Origin of the sequence: Phytopseudomonas daroniae (genome assembly GCF_004327275.1) — a bacterium.
GTDB classification, from domain to species: domain Bacteria; phylum Pseudomonadota; class Gammaproteobacteria; order Pseudomonadales; family Pseudomonadaceae; genus Aquipseudomonas; species Aquipseudomonas daroniae.
Genome location: NZ_QJUJ01000001.1, coordinates 479616 through 495939 on the forward strand (window position 1 = coordinate 479616; position 16324 = coordinate 495939).

A 16324-nucleotide genomic window follows, 5' to 3' on the forward strand; every position below is an offset into this window, starting at 1 on the left:
TTGCCGAATTTGATATATAAAGCACCCTGAATACCTAACCGAGCTCCCGGAACAGCCGAGGAGCATCGGACATAAAGAGCTAACAATCAGCCACCGGGTGCCCAGCATGTCGATCTTTGAACAGGGTCTCGCCCCTGCCGCCGTGAACCATATCGCCCTGTCTCCGCTCAGCTTCATCGAGCGTACCGCCAGCGTCTATCCGAACTACCCCGCCGTGATCCACGGCTCGATCCGCCGCAACTGGGCCGAGACCTACGTCCGTTGCCGGCGCCTGGCGTCGGCCCTGGCCGGGCGCGGCATCGGCAAGGGCGATACGGTGGCGGTGATGCTGCCGAACATCCCCGCCATGCTCGAGGCGCATTTCGGCGTGCCGATGATCGGCGCGGTGCTCAACACCCTCAACGTGCGCCTGGATGCCGAGGCCATCGCCTTCATGCTGCAGCACGGCGAGGCCAAGGTGCTGATCGCCGACCGCGAGTTCTTCGACGTGATCCACGCCGCCATCGGCATGCTCGACCACCCGCCGCTGGTGATCGACGTGGACGATCCCGAGTACGGCGAAGGCCAGGCGGTCAGCGACCTCGACTACGAAGCGCTGCTGGCCGAAGGCGATCCGCAGTTCGCCTGGTCGTGGCCGGGCGACGAATGGGACGCCATCTCGCTCAATTACACCTCCGGCACCACCGGCAACCCCAAGGGCGTGGTCTACCACCACCGCGGCGCCTTCCTCAACGCCATGGGCAACCAGATGACCTGGGCCATGGGCAACCACCCGGTGTATCTGTGGACCCTGCCGATGTTCCACTGCAACGGCTGGTGCTACCCCTGGACCATCACCGCGCTGGCCGGCGTGCACGTGTTCCTGCGCCGGGTCGACCCGCAGAAGATCCTCACCCTGATCCGCGACGAGCAGGTCACCCACCTGTGCGGCGCGCCCATCGTGCTCAATGCCCTGGTGAACATGCCGGCCGAGGCCAAGGCGGCCATCGACCATCCGGTTCAGGCCATGGTCGCCGGTGCCGCGCCGCCGGCCAAGGTGATCGGCGCCGTGGAGGAAATGGGCATCAAGGTCACCCACGTCTATGGCCTCACCGAGGTCTACGGCCCGGTCACCCTGTGCGCCTGGCACGCCGAGTGGGACGAGCTGCCGCTGGAGCAGCGCGCCGAGATCAAGGCCCGCCAGGGGGTGCGCTACCCGACCCTGGAGGGGGTGATGGTCGCCGACCCCAAGACCCTCGAACCGACCCCACGCGACGGCCAGACCATCGGCGAGATCTTCATGCGCGGCAACACCGTGATGAAGGGCTACCTGAAGAACCCCAGCGCCACCGCCGAAGCCTTCGAGGGTGGCTGGTTCCACACCGGCGACCTGGCCGTGTGCCACCCGGACGGCTACGTGGAAATCAAGGATCGGCTCAAGGACATTATCATCTCCGGCGGCGAGAACATCTCCACCATCGAGGTCGAGGGCGTGCTCTACCGTCACCCGGCGGTACTGGAGGCCGCGGTGGTGGCGCGCCCGGACGAGAAGTGGGGCGAGACGCCCTGCGCCTTCATCACCGCCAAGGCCGACCAGCAGGGCGTGCGCGAAGCCGACATCATCGCTTTCTGTCGCGAGCACCTGGCCAGCTTCAAGGTGCCACGCACGGTGGTCTTCACCCAATTGCCGAAGACCAGCACCGGCAAGATCCAGAAGTTCGTCCTGCGCGACATGGCCAGGGCCCTCTGAGGCGCAGCGCAAACGACCGAAAACAGCGCTGAAAGGCTGGAGGCTGAACGACGAGCGGCCCGAAGCCGCTCGCAAGCCGGGCTTTTCGTTCAGCTTTCCAGCCTCCAGCGCCTTTTATCGAATGGCCATGTCGTGTCGCCCGCCGCAAGTCTAGGCACAACAAAAACAAAGGAGCCGTACCATGAGCCAACCCGAGTTGTCCCACGCGCAGAGTTGCGAGCGCATCCGCGCCAACCCCAAGTTCCAGGCACTGGCGCGCAGCCGCGCGCGGCTGGCCTGGTCGCTGACCGCCCTGGTGCTGGGCGGCTACTACCTGTTCATGCTGGTGGTGGCGTTCGCCCCGCAGTGGCTGCATGCGCCGCTGGGCAGCGGCAGCCAGCTGACCGTCGGCATCCCCGCCGCCGCCGCGGTCATCGTGCTGTCCTGGCTGCTCACCGGCTGGTACGTGCGCGTCGCCAACACCCGTTTCGACGCGCTCGGCGCCGAACTGCTGGAGGATCTGCAATGAACCGCCGCCTCCTCATCGGCAGCGCCGCCCTGCTCGGCCTGCTGCCACTGGCGGCCAGCGCCGCGCCGGCGCTGGCCGCCAAGCAGCCGCTGAACCTGCACGCCATCGCCATGTTCTTCGTGTTCGTCATGGGCACCCTGGCGATCACCTGGTGGGCCGCGCGGCAGACCAAGTCCACCTCCGACTTCTACACCGCCGGCGGCGGCATCAGCGGCTTCCAGAACGGCCTGGCGATCGCCGGCGACTACATGTCGGCGGCGACCCTGCTGGGCCTGTCCAGCCTGGTGTTCGCCAGGGGCTACGACGGCTTCATCTACACCGTGGCGTTCTTCGTCGGCTGGCCGATCATCACCTTCCTGATGGCCGAACGCCTGCGCAACCTGGGCCGCTACACCTTCGCCGACATCGTTTCCTACCGCCTCGACCAGACCCGCATCCGCACCTTCGCCGCGTTCGGCTCGCTGACCGTGGTGTGTTGCTACCTGGTGGTGCAGATGGTCGGCGCCGGCCAGCTGATCAAGCTGCTGTTCGGCCTCGACTACAGCACCGCGGTAATGGTGGTCGGCGTGCTGATGCTGGTCTACGTGATCTTCGGCGGCATGATCGCCACCACCTGGGTGCAGATCATCAAGGCCGTGCTGCTGTTGTCCGGCGGTACCACCCTGGCCTTCCTGGCCCTGGCCGAGTTCGGTTTCAGCCTGGAGACCCTGGCCGCCCGCGCGGTCGAGGCGCACGCCAGCGGCTGGGCCATCATGGGCCCCGGCTCGATGCTCGCCGACCCGATCAACGCCGCCTCGCTGTCCCTCGGCCTGGTGTTCGGCATCGCCGGCCTGCCGCACATCCTGATGCGCTTCTTCACCGTGCCCAACGCCAAGGAAGCGCGCAAATCGGTGTTCTACGCCACCGGCTTCATCGGCTTCTTCTTCCTGGTGGTGATGGTGCTGGGCTACGCCGCCATCGTCATCGTCGGCAGCGACCCGCAGTTCTTCGTCGGCGGCGATACCGCCGGCGCGCTGATCGGCGGCGGCAACATGGTCGCCATGCACCTGGCCAAGGCGGTGGGCGGCAACCTGTTCCTCGGCTTCCTCTCCGCCGTGGCCTTCGCCACCATCCTCGCGGTGGTCGCCGGCCTGGCCCTGGCCGGCGCCTCGGCGATCTCCCACGACCTCTACGCCACCGTCTGGAAGAAGGGTACGGCCAGCGAGAAGGACGAGATGCGCGTGACCCGCATCGCCACCGTCGGCCTGGGCATCGTCGCCATCGGCCTGGGCATCCTGTTCGAGCAGCAGAACGTCGCCTTCCTGGTCGGCCTGACTTTCGGCATCGCCGCCTCGACCAACTTCCCGGTGCTGATCATGGCCATGTACTGGAAGGATCTGACCACCCAGGGCGCCCTGGCCGGCGGCTTCGCCGGACTGGTCACCGCCCTGGTGCTGGTGATCCTGTCGCCGGCGGTGTGGGTGGCGGTACTGGGCAACGCCGAGGCGATCTACCCCTACGACCACCCGGCGCTGTTCTCCATGCCGCTGGCGTTCCTGGTGATCGTGGTGGTCTCCAGGCTCGATCGCAGCGCCCGCGCCGCCCGCGAGCGCGCCGCCTTCGACGACCAGTTCGTGCGCGCCCAGACCGGTCTGGGCGCGGCCGCCGCCTCCAGCCACTGAAATGCCGGGCGGGCCTGCCCCGCCCTCGTACAATCCTCGCCAGGCAGCCCGCCTGGCTCGTTCATGAGGTACAGCAATGCCCGACTACAACGCCCCCCTGCGCGACATGCGTTTCGTCCTGCATGAGGTGTTCGACGCCCCGAGCCTGTGGGCACGCCTGCCGGCCCTGGCCGAGACGGTGGATGCCGCCACCGCCGACGCCATCCTCGAAGAAGCGGCCAAGGTCACCGGCACGCTGATCGCCCCGCTCAACCGCAGCGGCGACGAGGAAGGCGCGCACTGGCAAGACGGTATCGTCACCACGCCCCAGGGCTTCAAGGAGGCCTACGCCACCTATATCGGCGGTGGCTGGGTCGGGCTGTCCGGCAACCCCGCCTACGGCGGCATGGGCATGCCCAAGATGCTCGCCGTGCAGTTCGAGGAAATGCTCTACGCCGCCGGCTCCAGCTTCGCCCTGTATTCGGCGCTGAGTTCCGGCGCCTGCCTGGCGATCGACGCCCACGCCAGCGAAGCGCTGAAGAGCACCTACCTGCCGCCGATGTACGAGGGCCGCTGGGCCGGCTCCATGTGCCTGACCGAAGCCCATGCCGGCACCGACCTGGGCATCATCAGAACCCGCGCCGAGGCTCAGGCCGACGGCAGCTATGCGATCAGCGGCAGCAAGATCTTCATCACCGGCGGCGAGCACGACCTGACCGAGAACATCGTCCACCTGGTGCTGGCCAAGCTGCCGGGCGCGCCGGCCGGGCCGAAAGGCATCTCGCTGTTCCTGGTGCCCAAGCTCCTGGTCAACGCCGACGGCAGCCTCGGCGCGCGCAACGCGGTGAGCTGCGGCTCCATCGAGCACAAGATGGGTATCAAGGCCTCGAGCACCTGCGTGATGAACTTCGATGGCGCCACCGGCTACCTGATCGGCGAGGAAAACCGCGGCCTGGCGGCGATGTTCACGATGATGAACTACGAGCGCCTGTCCATCGGCATCCAGGGCATCGGTTGCGCCGAGGCGTCCTACCAGAGCGCCGCGGCCTACGCCCGCGAGCGCCTGCAGAGCCGCGCGCCGAGCGGCGCGCAGGCCCAGGACAAGGTAGCCGACCCGATCATCGTGCACCCGGACGTGCGCCGCATGCTGCTGACCATGCGCGCCATGAGCGAAGGCGGCCGCGCCTTCGCCAGCTACGTCGGCCAGCAGCTCGACCTGAGCAAGTTCTCCGCCGATGCCGACGAGCGACAGGCCGCCGACGCCCTGGTCGCCCTGCTCACCCCGGTGGCCAAGGCGTTCTTCACCGACAGCGGCCTGGAAAGCTGCATCCATGGCCAGCAGGTATTCGGCGGCCACGGCTATATCCGCGAATGGGGCCAGGAACAGCTGGTGCGCGACGTGCGCATCGCGCAGATCTACGAAGGCACCAACGGCATCCAGGCCCTCGACCTGCTCGGGCGCAAGGTGATCGCCAACGGCGGCGCCGCGTTGCGCCTGTTCGCCAGCGAAATCCGCCACTTCGCCCAGCACCCCGGCACAGCCTATGGCAGCGAGCTGAGCCAGGCCCTGGAACGCCTGGAAACGCTCAGCGGCTGGCTGCTGGAACAGGCCAAGGCCGACCCCAACGCGGTCGGCGCCGCCTCGGTGGACTACCTGCACCTGTTCGGCTACGTGGCCTATGCCTACATGTGGGCGCGCATGGCCGCGGTGGCCGAGGCCCGGCGCGATGACGACCCGGCCTTCTATGGCGCCAAGCTGGCCAGCGCCGCGTTCTACTTCGCCCGCCTGCTGCCACGCACCCTGAGCCTGGAAGCGAGCATCCGCGCCGGCAGCGCGCCGCTCTATGGGATGAGCGCCGAACAGTTCTGAGCGTTTGCGCGGCATCACCGCCCGAGAGATGCCGCGCCTTTTTATTCGAACCGCCCGGTGCGCACGCCGCACCCCACGAGGAAACCCCATGCGTGACGTCGTCATAGTTGCCGCCACCCGTACCGCCATCGGCACCTTCCAGGGCTCCCTGAGCCGCATTCCCGCGCCGGAGCTCGGCGCCGCGGTGATCCGCCGGCTGCTGGCCGACAGCGGCCTGCCCGGCGAGCAGGTGGACGAAGTGATCCTCGGCCAGGTGCTCACCGCCGGCAGCGGGCAGAACCCCGCACGCCAGGCCGCGCTCAAGGCCGGCCTGCCGCACACCGTGCCGGCGCTGACCCTGAACAAGGTCTGCGGCTCCGGCCTCAAGGCCGTGCACCTGGGCGCCCAGGCCATCGCCTGCGGCGACGCCGAGGTGGTGATCGCCGGTGGCCAGGAGAACATGAGCCTGTCGCCCTACCTCATGCCCGGCGCCCGCACGGGGCTGCGCATGGGCCACGCCAAGGCGATCGACAGCATGCTGCAGGACGGCCTGTGGGACGCCTTCAACGACTACCACATGGGCATCACCGCGGAGAACCTGGCCGAACAATATGGCATCGGCCGCGACGAGCAGGATGCCTTCGCCGCCCGCTCCCAGCAGCGCGCCTGCGCGGCGATCGAGGCCGGACGCTTCACGGATGAGATCACCCCGGTCGAGATTCCCCAGCGCTACGGCGAGACGGTGATCTTCCAGCAGGACGAGCAACCGCGCCCCGACACCAGCGCCGCGTCCCTGGCCACGCTGCGCCCCGCGTTCAAGCGCGATGGCAGCGTCACCGCCGGCAACGCCTCGACCCTCAACGACGGCGCCGCCGCCGTGCTGCTGATGAGTGCCGGAAAAGCCGCCAGCCTCGGCCTGCCGGTACTGGCGCGCATCAAGGCCCAGGCCAGCGCCGGGGTCGATCCGGCGATCATGGGCATCGGCCCGGTGTTCGCCACCTGCAAGGCCCTGGACAAGGCCGGCTGGAGCCTGGAACAACTCGACCTGGTGGAGGCCAACGAAGCCTTCGCCGCCCAGGCCATCGCGGTCGGCCGCGAGCTGGGCTGGGACAGCGGCAAGGTCAACGTCAACGGCGGCGCCATCGCCCTCGGCCATCCCATCGGCGCGTCCGGCTGCCGTATCCTGGTCAGCCTGCTCCACGAGATGCGCCGGCGCGATGCGAAGAAGGGCCTGGCCACCCTGTGCATCGGCGGCGGCCAGGGCGTGGCGCTGGCGGTGGAGCGCGATTGAGCGGCCCAGCCGGGGCTTGACTGCGACGTCATGGCCAGAGTGATGCGTTCGGGGCCAGCCATGCTCAAGCCTCCAGATCCAGAGCGGCAGCCGGCTTGCCATGCAGGCCACCGAAACCGCCGTTGCTCATGATCACCACCTGGACACCGGCTCGGGCTTCGGCCTTGCCCCCAGCGATGATCGCCTCCAGCGAGTCGCAGACCCGGATCGGCACGACACCGACATGGCGCGCCTGCCACTGTCCGCCATCGCCGGTGGTCTGTACCGGCGTCCAGCAGGTCGGTAGCGACTACTTCCAGCAACGCCAGCTCAAACGCGGTGCCGCTGGCTGGGTGCTGCCGGTCGGCCTCCCGCGCAACCTAGGCAGCCCCACCCGAAGGGCTGGGCTCCCCTGCGTTTCTCGCCGGCTCATTTGGCCAGCCAGACTTCGCGGCTCGTGCCTTGCCTCGCGGCAAAACGGGCTCCGGCGCGGTCGTGCTGAAACGTCAACAGATCCCAGGCCCTGACCTGCTCAGCATCGACAACGCACAGCCGGTGTCGCGTGCACTCAGAACAGGCCAAGCGTCCAGGCAACGCCGAACAGCACCAGCGAGAAGCCCCACATCCACCAGAACGAATAGCGGATGTGCTTGCCCATCTCCAGCCTGGCCAGACCGAGCGCCAGCCACAGCGCGGGTGAGAACGGGCTGATGAAAGTACCGATGATATTGCCGATCATCAGCGCATAGACCACGCTCGGTGCCGCGACGCCATGGTTCTCGACCACTTCCATGACCACCGGCAGCAAGCCGAAGTAATAGGCGTCGGTATTGAGCAGGAACTCCATCGGGAAACCGAAGATCCCCAGGATGATATGCAACTGGCCAACCATGCTGGCGGGCAACACCCTGACCAGATCCTGAGCGATGGACGTGAGCATGCCGGTGCCGGCAAGAATCCCGAGCATCGAACCCGCGGCGAGAATGATCATGCCCATTCCCAACGCCGCTGCCGAGTGGGCCGCGATGCGCTGCATCTGCAACTTGCCATTGGGGTAGTTGATCAGCAGCGCCAGGCTCAAGCCGATCATGAACACATAGCCAGCCGGCAACACGCCCGTGAACAGCGCCACGAGTACCAGCAGGAACAGACCGGCGTTGATCCACATCCGCCCGGGCCGTTCGAGCGCGAGCTCTTCATCACTGATCTCGCCAGGATTGCCCACGTGATCCACTTCACCGTCGTCCACCACGGTGCCGCCGGTTGCTGCGATACGGCGCTGCTCGCGCCAGCCAAGCAAAGCGGACAGCGCCACCAGCAACACCACACCGACGCCCTGAATGGCCAGCAATGGCCGCCACAGCTCCGTCACGTCCAGCCCAGTGACCGCCGCCGAGCGGCCCAGGGGCCCTGCCCAAGGCACCATGTTGAGAATGCCGGCGCCGGTGGCCAGCAGCATCAACATCAGGTACGGGCTCATGCGCAACTGCTTGTAAAGCGGTAGCAAGGCAGGAATGGTCAGCAGGAAGGTGGTAGCGCCAGCACCGTCGAGATGGGCCAGCATACCGATGATCGCCGTGGCGACCGCCACGGCGATTACGTTGCCGCGGGTCAGCTTGACCATGAACCCGATGATCGGGCGAAACAGGCCGGTGTCCTGCAGCACGCCGAAGAAGGTGATGGCGAAGATGAACATGGTGGCGATGGCTATCACCCGGCTGACGCCATCGGTGAAGAATCCGGAAATTTCTTCCGGGCCAAAACCCGCACAGAGCGCGCCCAGCAATGGCACCACGATCAACGGCAGTACGGGCGACATACGCCCGCTAAGCAACAGTGCAACCAGGCAGACGATGGTCAACAGGCCAATCAGGGTCAACAAACCGATTTCTCCTCTTTTTCTTGTGTTAGTCGGTGCAGGCACGACAAGAGGCGCGGATTCTAGAAGCCGAACCTTTCAGCAACCTTTACCCAACGCATCGTCAAACCATGTTTTGTCAGTGAATATGTAAGATTCGCCTACGAAATAACGGCCATGGATTGCTAAGCTGTCGGCCCACTCAGCACTGGAGCCTTGCCATGCCATCAAACAGAACGGCACTGATCATCGGTGCCTCACGCGGCATCGGCCTGGGCCTGGTGCGCCAGCTACACGCCGATGGCTGGCAGGTCACCGCCACCGTGCGCGACCCGACCCGTGCGACGGATCTGCAGGCACTGGAGGGCGTGCGCATCGAGTCACTGGATATCGACGACAACACGGCACTACAGAATCTGGTGAAACGCCTGGGCGGTCAGGCATTCGATCTGCTGTTCGTCAACGCCGGTATTCTCGGCCCGGCCCACCAATCCGCTGCGGCCGCCACTGCCGAGGAGCTGGGCCAGCTGTTCCTGACCAACGTGGTGGCGCCGATTCGCCTGGCCGAACGCCTGGTCGGACAATTGCGGCCGCATACCGGGGTGCTGGCGTTCATGAGTTCAGGGCTGGGCAGCGTGGCGAATCCGGAAGGCAACAACCTGGCGCTGTACAAGGCCAGCAAGGCAGCGCTCAACTCGCTGACCAACAGCTTCGTCTGCGAATTGCCGGAGCCGCGCCCGACGGTGCTGTCGCTGCACCCGGGCTGGGTAAAGACCGATATGGGAGGCGATGGCGCCACGGTCGAAGTGATCGACAGCTGCCGCGGCCTGATCGAGCAGGTTGAGCGCCATGCCGGGCGCGGGGGTCACCATTTTGTTGACTACCAGGGCAACCCTATCGCCTGGTAACCGAGGTCAGTCCACAAACAGCGCAGCCACCCAGGTTGCTATCGCCGGCAAGCCGACTCCTACCAGAATGGTCGTGGTTACAGCCCGAGCATCGCCAGCATGATGAACGTGGCGAACAGCACGAAATGGGTCATGCCCTCGATGGCATTGGTTTCGCCATCATTGAGATTGATCGCGCAGACGATCAGGGTGATGAACACCATCACCGTCTGTACCGGGGTCATGGCCATCTGGAACGGCTGACCGCTGTACAGCGCCATGGCTTCCATCACCGGCACGGTGAGGATCACCGTCGACAGCGACGCGCCGAGGGCGATGTTGACCACCGACTGCATACGGTTGGCCAGGGCCGCACGCAACGCAGTGAGAATTTCCGGTGCGGCGGAAATCCCCGCCACCACGATGGCCGTGAGCACTGGCGGGGCACCGCTACCTTCGAGGCCGACATCCAGAGCCTGCGACATTACTTCGGCAAGCACGCCGATGACCACGACGCCAAAGACCAGCACGCCCACTGACCACGCCACGTTGACCTGTGGCGCACTGGCCGCCTGCACAGCGCCGCCCCGGCTCTTTTTCTCCGGATAGCTGTAGCTGAAGAAGTAACTGTGCGGACCAACCTGCATGCGCAGGAACACGGCGTACAACACCAGCATGGCGACAATGGTGAAGGCCGAATACACCTTCCAGTCCGACTCGGGAATGAACTCGGGCACCACCATCGAAATCCCCATGGCAGTGAGGATCATCACGCTGTAGCTGCGCGCGGAGTCGTCGTTATAGGACTGCTCGCCATGTTTGAGCCCACCCATCAGCGCGGCCAGACCGAGAATACCGTTGATATCGAGCATCACCGCCGAGTAGATGGTGTCGCGCACCAGGGTCGGCGACGCCTGGTTGCTCATCATGATCGCCAGGATCACCACCTCCACCAGCACCGCCGAAAGCGTGAGGATCATGGTGCCGTATGGGTCGCCGACCCGCTCCGCCAACTGCTCGGCGTGGTGGGCCACACGCAGCGAAGCGCAGACGATGGCGGCGATCAGCGCCACCGCGCCGGCCAGCGCAATACCCTGGCCATGACCGAGCAACGCATGTTCCATCGGCAAGGCGATGACAGCGGCGAGCACGGCCAGTAGCAGCCAGTATTCCTGCTTGATGGCGTTCAACATGGACGATTCCTTTCATGGAGGAGCGCATCGATCCTGCTCCGACTGCAACATGCTGTAAATAATTCCCACGCGATACCGCCCAGGCTCTCGATGCCGCATGCCTGGTTGCATGCGGTTAAACTTCCCGGCCAAGCCCGATGAACGAGATTGCCCCCATGTACGACTGGCTCAACGCCCTGCCCAAGGCCGAACTGCACCTGCACCTCGAAGGCTCCCTGGAGCCCGAGCTGCTGTTCGCCCTGGCCGAACGCAATGGCATCGCCCTGCCCTGGAACGATGTCGAGGCGCTGCGCGCAGCCTATGCCTTCAACAACCTGCAGGAATTCCTCGACCTCTACTACCAGGGCGCCGACGTGCTGCGCACCGAGCAGGACTTCTACGACCTGACCTGGGCCTACCTGCTCAAGTGCAAGGCGCAGAACGTCATCCATACCGAACCCTTCTTCGACCCACAGACCCACACCGACCGCGGCATTCCCTTCGAGGTGGTGCTGCGTGGCATCAAACAGGCGTTGGACGATGGCGAGAAACAGCTGGGCATCAGCCACGGCCTGATCCTCAGCTTCCTCCGCCACCTGCCCGAAGAACAGGCATTCAAGACCCTGGAACAGGCCATGCCGTTTCGCGACGCCTTTATCGCCGTGGGCCTGGACAGTTCCGAGCAAGGCTTTCCGCCGCGGCTGTTCCAGCGTGTGTTCGACAAGGCCCGCAGCGAGGGCCTGTTGACCGTCGCCCACGCCGGCGAGGAAGGCCCACCGGAATACATCTGGGAAGCCCTGGATCTGCTCAAGATCGAACGCATCGACCACGGCGTGCGCGCCAGCGAAGACGAACGCCTGATGCAGCGCATCATCGACGAACAGATCCCGCTGACCGTGTGCCCGCTGTCCAACACCAAGCTCTGCGTGTTCGAGCACATGGGCCAGCACAATATCCTCGCCATGCTCGAGCGCGGCGTGAAGGTCACGGTCAACTCCGACGACCCGGCCTACTTCGGCGGCTACGTCAGCGAAAACTTCGCCGCCCTGCACCAGGGCCTGGGCATGAGCGAAGATCAGGCCCGGCGCCTGGCGCAGAACAGCCTGGAGGCACGGCTGGCGTAGGCCCTGCCGACGCTTCGGCGCGTCGATACACGAATCGTGTTGCCAGGCTTCACGCTTGGCTCATTGATGGCTGACGGGGGCGCCCTATCCTGGGTTCGGGCGCCCGCTGCGCGCCGCCCGCGTATGGCAGGCGGTCGTAGCAGGCGTTGCAGGAGCCGCCCGGTGGGTGGCTCCGCCCCGAATAACGTCAAGCGAGCCCTAGACCATGAGTCGCGCCAAGACCCTCTACGACAAACACATAGATTCCCATACCGTGTGCACGCTGGACGATGCCGGCCACGTGCTGCTGTACATCGACCGCCAGGTACTCAACGAATACACCAGCCCCCAGGCCTTCAGCGGCCTGCGCGAGGCCACCCGGCCGGTGTGGCGCCCGGCGACGGCCCTGGCAGTGGTCGACCACGTCAACCCCACCGCCCCTAACCGGGTGGCCGCCATGCCGGATGCCGGTGGCGCACGCCAGGTCGCCTACCTGGCCGAGAACTGTCGCGATTTCGCCATCGAGCTGTTCGATGTGCTGGACAAGCGCCAAGGCATCGAACACGTGGTCGCGCCCGAACAGGGCTTCATCCTGCCCGGTATGGTGGTCGCCGCTGGCGATAGCCACACCACCACCTACGGCGCCCTGGGCGCCTTCGGCTTCGGTATCGGCACCTCGGAAATCGAGCATCTGCTGGCCTCCCAGACCCTGGTCTACAAACGCCTGAAAAGCATGCGCGTGACCGTCACCGGCGAGCTGGGCCCAGGGGTGGCGTCCAAGGACATCATCATGGCCCTGATCGAACGGATCGGCGCGGCCGGCGCGACCGGCTACGCCATCGAATTCTGCGGCCCGGGCATCGATGCGCTCAGCGTCGAAGCCCGCATGACCATCTGCAACATGGCGGTCGAAGCCGGCGCCCGGGGCGCCTTCATGGCGCCGGACGACAAGGTGTTCGCCTACCTTCGGGACAAGCCACGGGCGCCCAGGGGCGCGTTGTGGGAACAGGCCGTAGCGCGCTGGCGGCACTTGCGCAGCGACCCCGAGGCGCAGTTCGACCGTGAAGTGCGGATCGATGCCAGCCAGTTGCAGCCCATGGTCACCTGGGGCACCAGCCCGGATCAGGCCGCGCCCATCGACGGTTGCGTACCGGATCCGCTACAGCAGCCTGACCTGATCCTGCGCCGTGACCTGCAGCGCGCACTCGCCTACATGGGCCTGGAGCCGGGTCAGCCACTCAAGGGCGTCCCCATCGACCATGCCTTTATCGGCTCCTGCACCAATGCCCGTATCGAAGACCTGCGCCAGGTCGCCGAGGTTGTCAGGCAGCGCAAGGTCGCCAGCCATGTACGCGCCATGATCGTGCCCGGCTCCACCGCCGTGCGCGACCAGGCCGAAGCCGAGGGCCTGGCGCAGATTTTCCGCGACGCCGGTTTCGAGTGGCGTCAGTCAGGCTGCTCGATGTGCCTGGCGATGAACGATGACGTGCTGCAGACCGGCAACCGTTGCGCGTCGAGCACCAACCGCAATTTCGAAGGCCGTCAGGGCGCCGGTGCGCGCACCCACCTGATGAGCCCGGCGATGGTCGCCGCGGCAGCCATCGCCGGGCACCTGACCGACCTTCGTTCCCTCTGATTCGCGAGGCCAGCATGCAGCCCTTCACCACTGTCAGCGGCACAGCCGCCCCTTTTCTCGCCGCCAACGTCGACACCGATGTGATCATGCCCAAGCAGTTTCTCAAGGGCATCGACCGCCATGGTCTGGATCGCGGCCTGTTCTTCGACCTGCGCTTTCTCGCCGACGGCCAGCTCAACCCTGAATTCATCCTCAACCAGCCCGCCTGGCGCGACGCACGCTTCCTGGTGGTGGGGCCCAACTTCGGTTGCGGCTCCAGCCGTGAACACGCGGTCTGGGGCTTGAAGCAGTTGGGTATTCGGGCACTGATCGGCAGCAGTTTCGCCGGAATCTTCTTCGACAACTGCCAGCGCAACGGCGTGCTCACCATCAGCCTGAGCGACGCCGAAGCGGGCCGGCTCGGCCAGTGGGTCGGTCAGGCCGAGCACAACCGCCTCGAGGTCGATCTGGCGGCGCAAAGAATCGGCCTCAGCGACGGCCGCAGCCTGGCGTTCAGCATCGACCCGCTGCGCAAGGAGGCGCTGCTGCACGGCCTGGACGCCATCGGCAGCACCCTGCGACGCGCCGAACAGATTCGCCAGTTCGAGCGCCGCCATCTGCAGGAAAACCCCTGGCTGGCCTGACGCCAGCGCTTGCCAGGGAGCTGCAGACGGAACATTCCCGGTCACGCAGCGACGACCCTAAGAGTGGCCGCCAGGGATGGCGGGCCACACACGATACCCCGTTGGCTTATCCGGCCATGGTGGGGCCGAGAAACGCCAGTACCTCGTCGAGCAACAGCTGCGGGACTTCTTCAGCGATGTAATGGCCGCTCGGCAGGGCCTTGCCACGCACGTCATCGGCCACCTGGCGCCACTCGCGCAGCGGATCGAAGCAATGCCCCACGGTGCCATCGGCACCCCACAGGGCCAACAGCGGCATGCTCAGCCTGCGCCCGGCCTGCAGATCGGCGCGATCATGCTCCAGGTCGATGCCGGCGCTGGCGCGGTAGTCCTCGCAGACGCCATGGGCGGCTCCGGGCAACTGCATGCAGCGCAGGTACTCGGCGAAGGCCTGCTCGGTAAAAGGCCGCATGCCCGCGCTACGCGCGCCCATAACGCTGCGTAGATACAGCTGTGGGTCGGCTTCGATCAGGGTTTCCGGCAATGGCGCCGGACGAATCAGGAAGAACCAATGCCAGTAGGCCTTGGCGAACGCCTCGCTGGTTTGCGCGTACATCGCCAGGGTCGGCGCGATATCCAGGGTTATCAGATGCTTCACCGCCTGGGGATGATCCAGCGCCAGGCGGTGGGCGACCCGCGCGCCTCGGTCGTGGGCCAGCACGTCGAACCGGGCGAAACCCAGCGCACGCATCAGCTCGAGGCCGTCCAGGGCCATCTGCCGCTTGGAATAGGCGAGATGCTGCGCGTCACCCTCCGGCTTGTCGCTATCGCCATAACCACGCAGGTCGGCGGCCACCACGGTGAAGTGCTCAGCCAGCCGGTCGGCCACCTTGTGCCACATCACGTGGGTTTGCGGGTGCCCGTGCAGCAGTAGCAAGCCATGGCCACTGCCGCCCTTGCGGTAATGGATGGTGATGCCGTTGACCTGGCAGCGGCCCTGTTCGAACGAGGCAAACATCGTTGAGTCTCCTTATGAGATGGTCTGCCGCCATTCTCGGCTGCCCGGGACGCGGGACTAAGGCACAAAACGTGGTGTGGCCATTCATGAAGCGTGGCCAAAGGCCGGCAGCGTCGACAGGTAATGCTCGAGAAACTCCACGCAGACGCGCAACTTGGCTGAATGGGCCAGGCGCGTGGGATACACCGCCCAGACATTGGCGCTCTGGCTGCACTCGGGTAACAGCTGCACCAGTTCCCCGCTCTGCAGCAGCGGTTGCACCTCCCACTGCGAGCGCAACATGATGCCGCGCCCGGCCAATGCCCAGGCCAGGACGATTTCCCCGCTGTTGGAGGACAGCGGGCCATTGACGCGCAGGCTGTGCGTCTCGCCATCACGCTGCAGATTCCAGATACCGAAGGGATAGTCGCGCTCCTTGATCACCAGGCAATCATGCTCCTGCAACGCCTCCAGGCTGGCAGGCACGCCGCGTCGCTGCAGATACCCGGGCGAGGCGCACAACACCCGGCTGTTGCTGGCCAGGCGTCGGCCGATGCATTGCCCCGGCAGGTCGTCGCCCACGCGAATCTCCAGGTCGAAGCCTTCACCGACGATATCCACCACACGGTCGAATACCTCCAGGCGCACGTCGAGATCCGGGTACTGCTCCACCAGTCGGGCGATGGCCGGAGCCAGGTGCGTCCGGCCAAAGCCAAGGCTACTGCTGATGCGCAGCAACCCTCGGGGCGTCTGCCGAGCGACGGACAACTCGTCGAACAAGGCGTCCATATCATCGAGAATGCGCAGTGCCCAGCGCAGGGTACGCTCACCATCCTCGGTCAGTGCGACACGCCGTGTGGTGCGGTGCAACAGGCGGGTTTTCAGGGTCGCTTCCAGTATCTGGATGCGCTTGCTGACATAGGCGGGAGACACGCCGAGCTCCTCCGCCGCGGCGGCGAAGCCCTGCTTGCGCATGACGGTGAGAAAGACCCGCAAATCCTCGGGCAGAGGGAAGGGATCACGTGAGCTGTTCATGACCCGACTCCGCGGCTGGGTAAACGCCGAGGATACCG

General features: G+C 66.0%; 13 protein-coding genes and 1 pseudogene. 9 read left to right on the forward strand and 5 right to left on the reverse strand.

Translation table 11 applies throughout. The features are described from left to right. Positions 1-106 precede the first annotated feature (106 nt). The 5 genes from DNK10_RS02325 to DNK10_RS02345 all read left to right on the forward strand — a co-directional run bounded on the left by DNK10_RS02325 (position 107) and on the right by DNK10_RS02345 (position 7017). Entirely contained in the window at positions 107-1729 is a 1623-nt protein-coding gene (locus tag DNK10_RS02325) for an acyl-CoA synthetase (RefSeq protein WP_131178765.1), read from the forward strand. Between the two features lie 181 nt (positions 1730-1910). Next, positions 1911-2237: a DUF485 domain-containing protein gene (locus tag DNK10_RS02330; protein ID WP_131174937.1), complete on the forward strand. Its 327-nt coding sequence runs from the start codon at positions 1911-1913 to the stop codon at positions 2235-2237. Further along, positions 2234-3898, forward strand: coding sequence for a cation acetate symporter (locus DNK10_RS02335; RefSeq protein ID WP_131190453.1), 1665 nt, complete (start codon positions 2234-2236; stop codon positions 3896-3898). The genes DNK10_RS02330 and DNK10_RS02335 overlap by 4 nt, the downstream gene beginning before the upstream one ends. A 76-nt stretch (positions 3899-3974) precedes the next feature. Further along, a complete protein-coding gene (locus DNK10_RS02340) occupies positions 3975-5747 on the forward strand; it encodes an acyl-CoA dehydrogenase C-terminal domain-containing protein (protein ID WP_131190454.1) in 1773 nt (590 codons plus the stop codon). Between the two features lie 88 nt (positions 5748-5835). After that, on the forward strand, positions 5836-7017 hold the full coding sequence (locus tag DNK10_RS02345) for an acetyl-CoA C-acetyltransferase (RefSeq protein WP_131174940.1): 1182 nt from the start codon (positions 5836-5838) through the stop codon (positions 7015-7017). 64 nt (positions 7018-7081) lie between these two features. On the opposite strand, the pseudogene DNK10_RS02350 reads toward DNK10_RS02345, so the two are convergent. Beyond that, a pseudogene (locus DNK10_RS02350) lies at positions 7082-7237 on the reverse strand (UDP-N-acetylmuramate:L-alanyl-gamma-D-glutamyl-meso-diaminopimelate ligase); the annotation flags it as partial. A 327-nt stretch (positions 7238-7564) separates the two neighbouring features. Continuing rightward, positions 7565-8878: a CitMHS family transporter gene (locus tag DNK10_RS02360; RefSeq protein WP_131178760.1), complete on the reverse strand. Its 1314-nt coding sequence runs from the start codon at positions 8876-8878 to the stop codon at positions 7565-7567. Positions 8879-9075: 197 nt separating this feature from the next. On the opposite strand from DNK10_RS02360, the gene DNK10_RS02365 reads away from it, so the two are divergent. Beyond that, a complete protein-coding gene (locus DNK10_RS02365) occupies positions 9076-9762 on the forward strand; it encodes an SDR family oxidoreductase (RefSeq protein ID WP_131178759.1) in 687 nt (228 codons plus the stop codon). 77 nt (positions 9763-9839) lie between these two features. On the opposite strand, the gene DNK10_RS02370 is transcribed toward DNK10_RS02365, so the two are convergent. Next, positions 9840-10934, reverse strand: a complete 1095-nt coding sequence (locus DNK10_RS02370; protein ID WP_131178758.1) for a calcium:cation antiporter — start codon at positions 10932-10934, stop codon at positions 9840-9842. 155 nt (positions 10935-11089) lie between these two features. Between DNK10_RS02370 and DNK10_RS02375 the strand changes: the two genes are divergently transcribed. From DNK10_RS02375 to leuD, 3 genes are all read left to right on the forward strand, one after another. Then, on the forward strand, positions 11090-12037 hold the full coding sequence (locus tag DNK10_RS02375; protein ID WP_131178757.1) for an adenosine deaminase: 948 nt from the start codon (positions 11090-11092) through the stop codon (positions 12035-12037). A gap of 205 nt (positions 12038-12242) precedes the next feature. Next, positions 12243-13652 (forward strand): 3-isopropylmalate dehydratase large subunit, encoded by a 1410-nt coding sequence (gene leuC / locus DNK10_RS02380; protein ID WP_131178756.1) that lies wholly within the window; start codon positions 12243-12245, stop codon positions 13650-13652. A gap of 14 nt (positions 13653-13666) precedes the next feature. Beyond that, complete coding sequence (gene leuD / locus DNK10_RS02385; RefSeq protein WP_131190455.1) at positions 13667-14275, forward strand: 3-isopropylmalate dehydratase small subunit; 609 nt, start codon at positions 13667-13669, stop codon at positions 14273-14275. 106 nt (positions 14276-14381) lie between these two features. On the opposite strand, the gene DNK10_RS02390 is transcribed toward leuD, so the two are convergent. Next, a complete protein-coding gene (locus tag DNK10_RS02390; protein ID WP_131178754.1) occupies positions 14382-15272 on the reverse strand; it encodes an alpha/beta fold hydrolase in 891 nt (296 codons plus the stop codon). 84 nt (positions 15273-15356) lie between these two features. Next, complete coding sequence (locus tag DNK10_RS02395) at positions 15357-16286, reverse strand: LysR substrate-binding domain-containing protein (protein WP_131178753.1); 930 nt, start codon at positions 16284-16286, stop codon at positions 15357-15359. Positions 16287-16324: the final 38 nt, after the last annotated feature.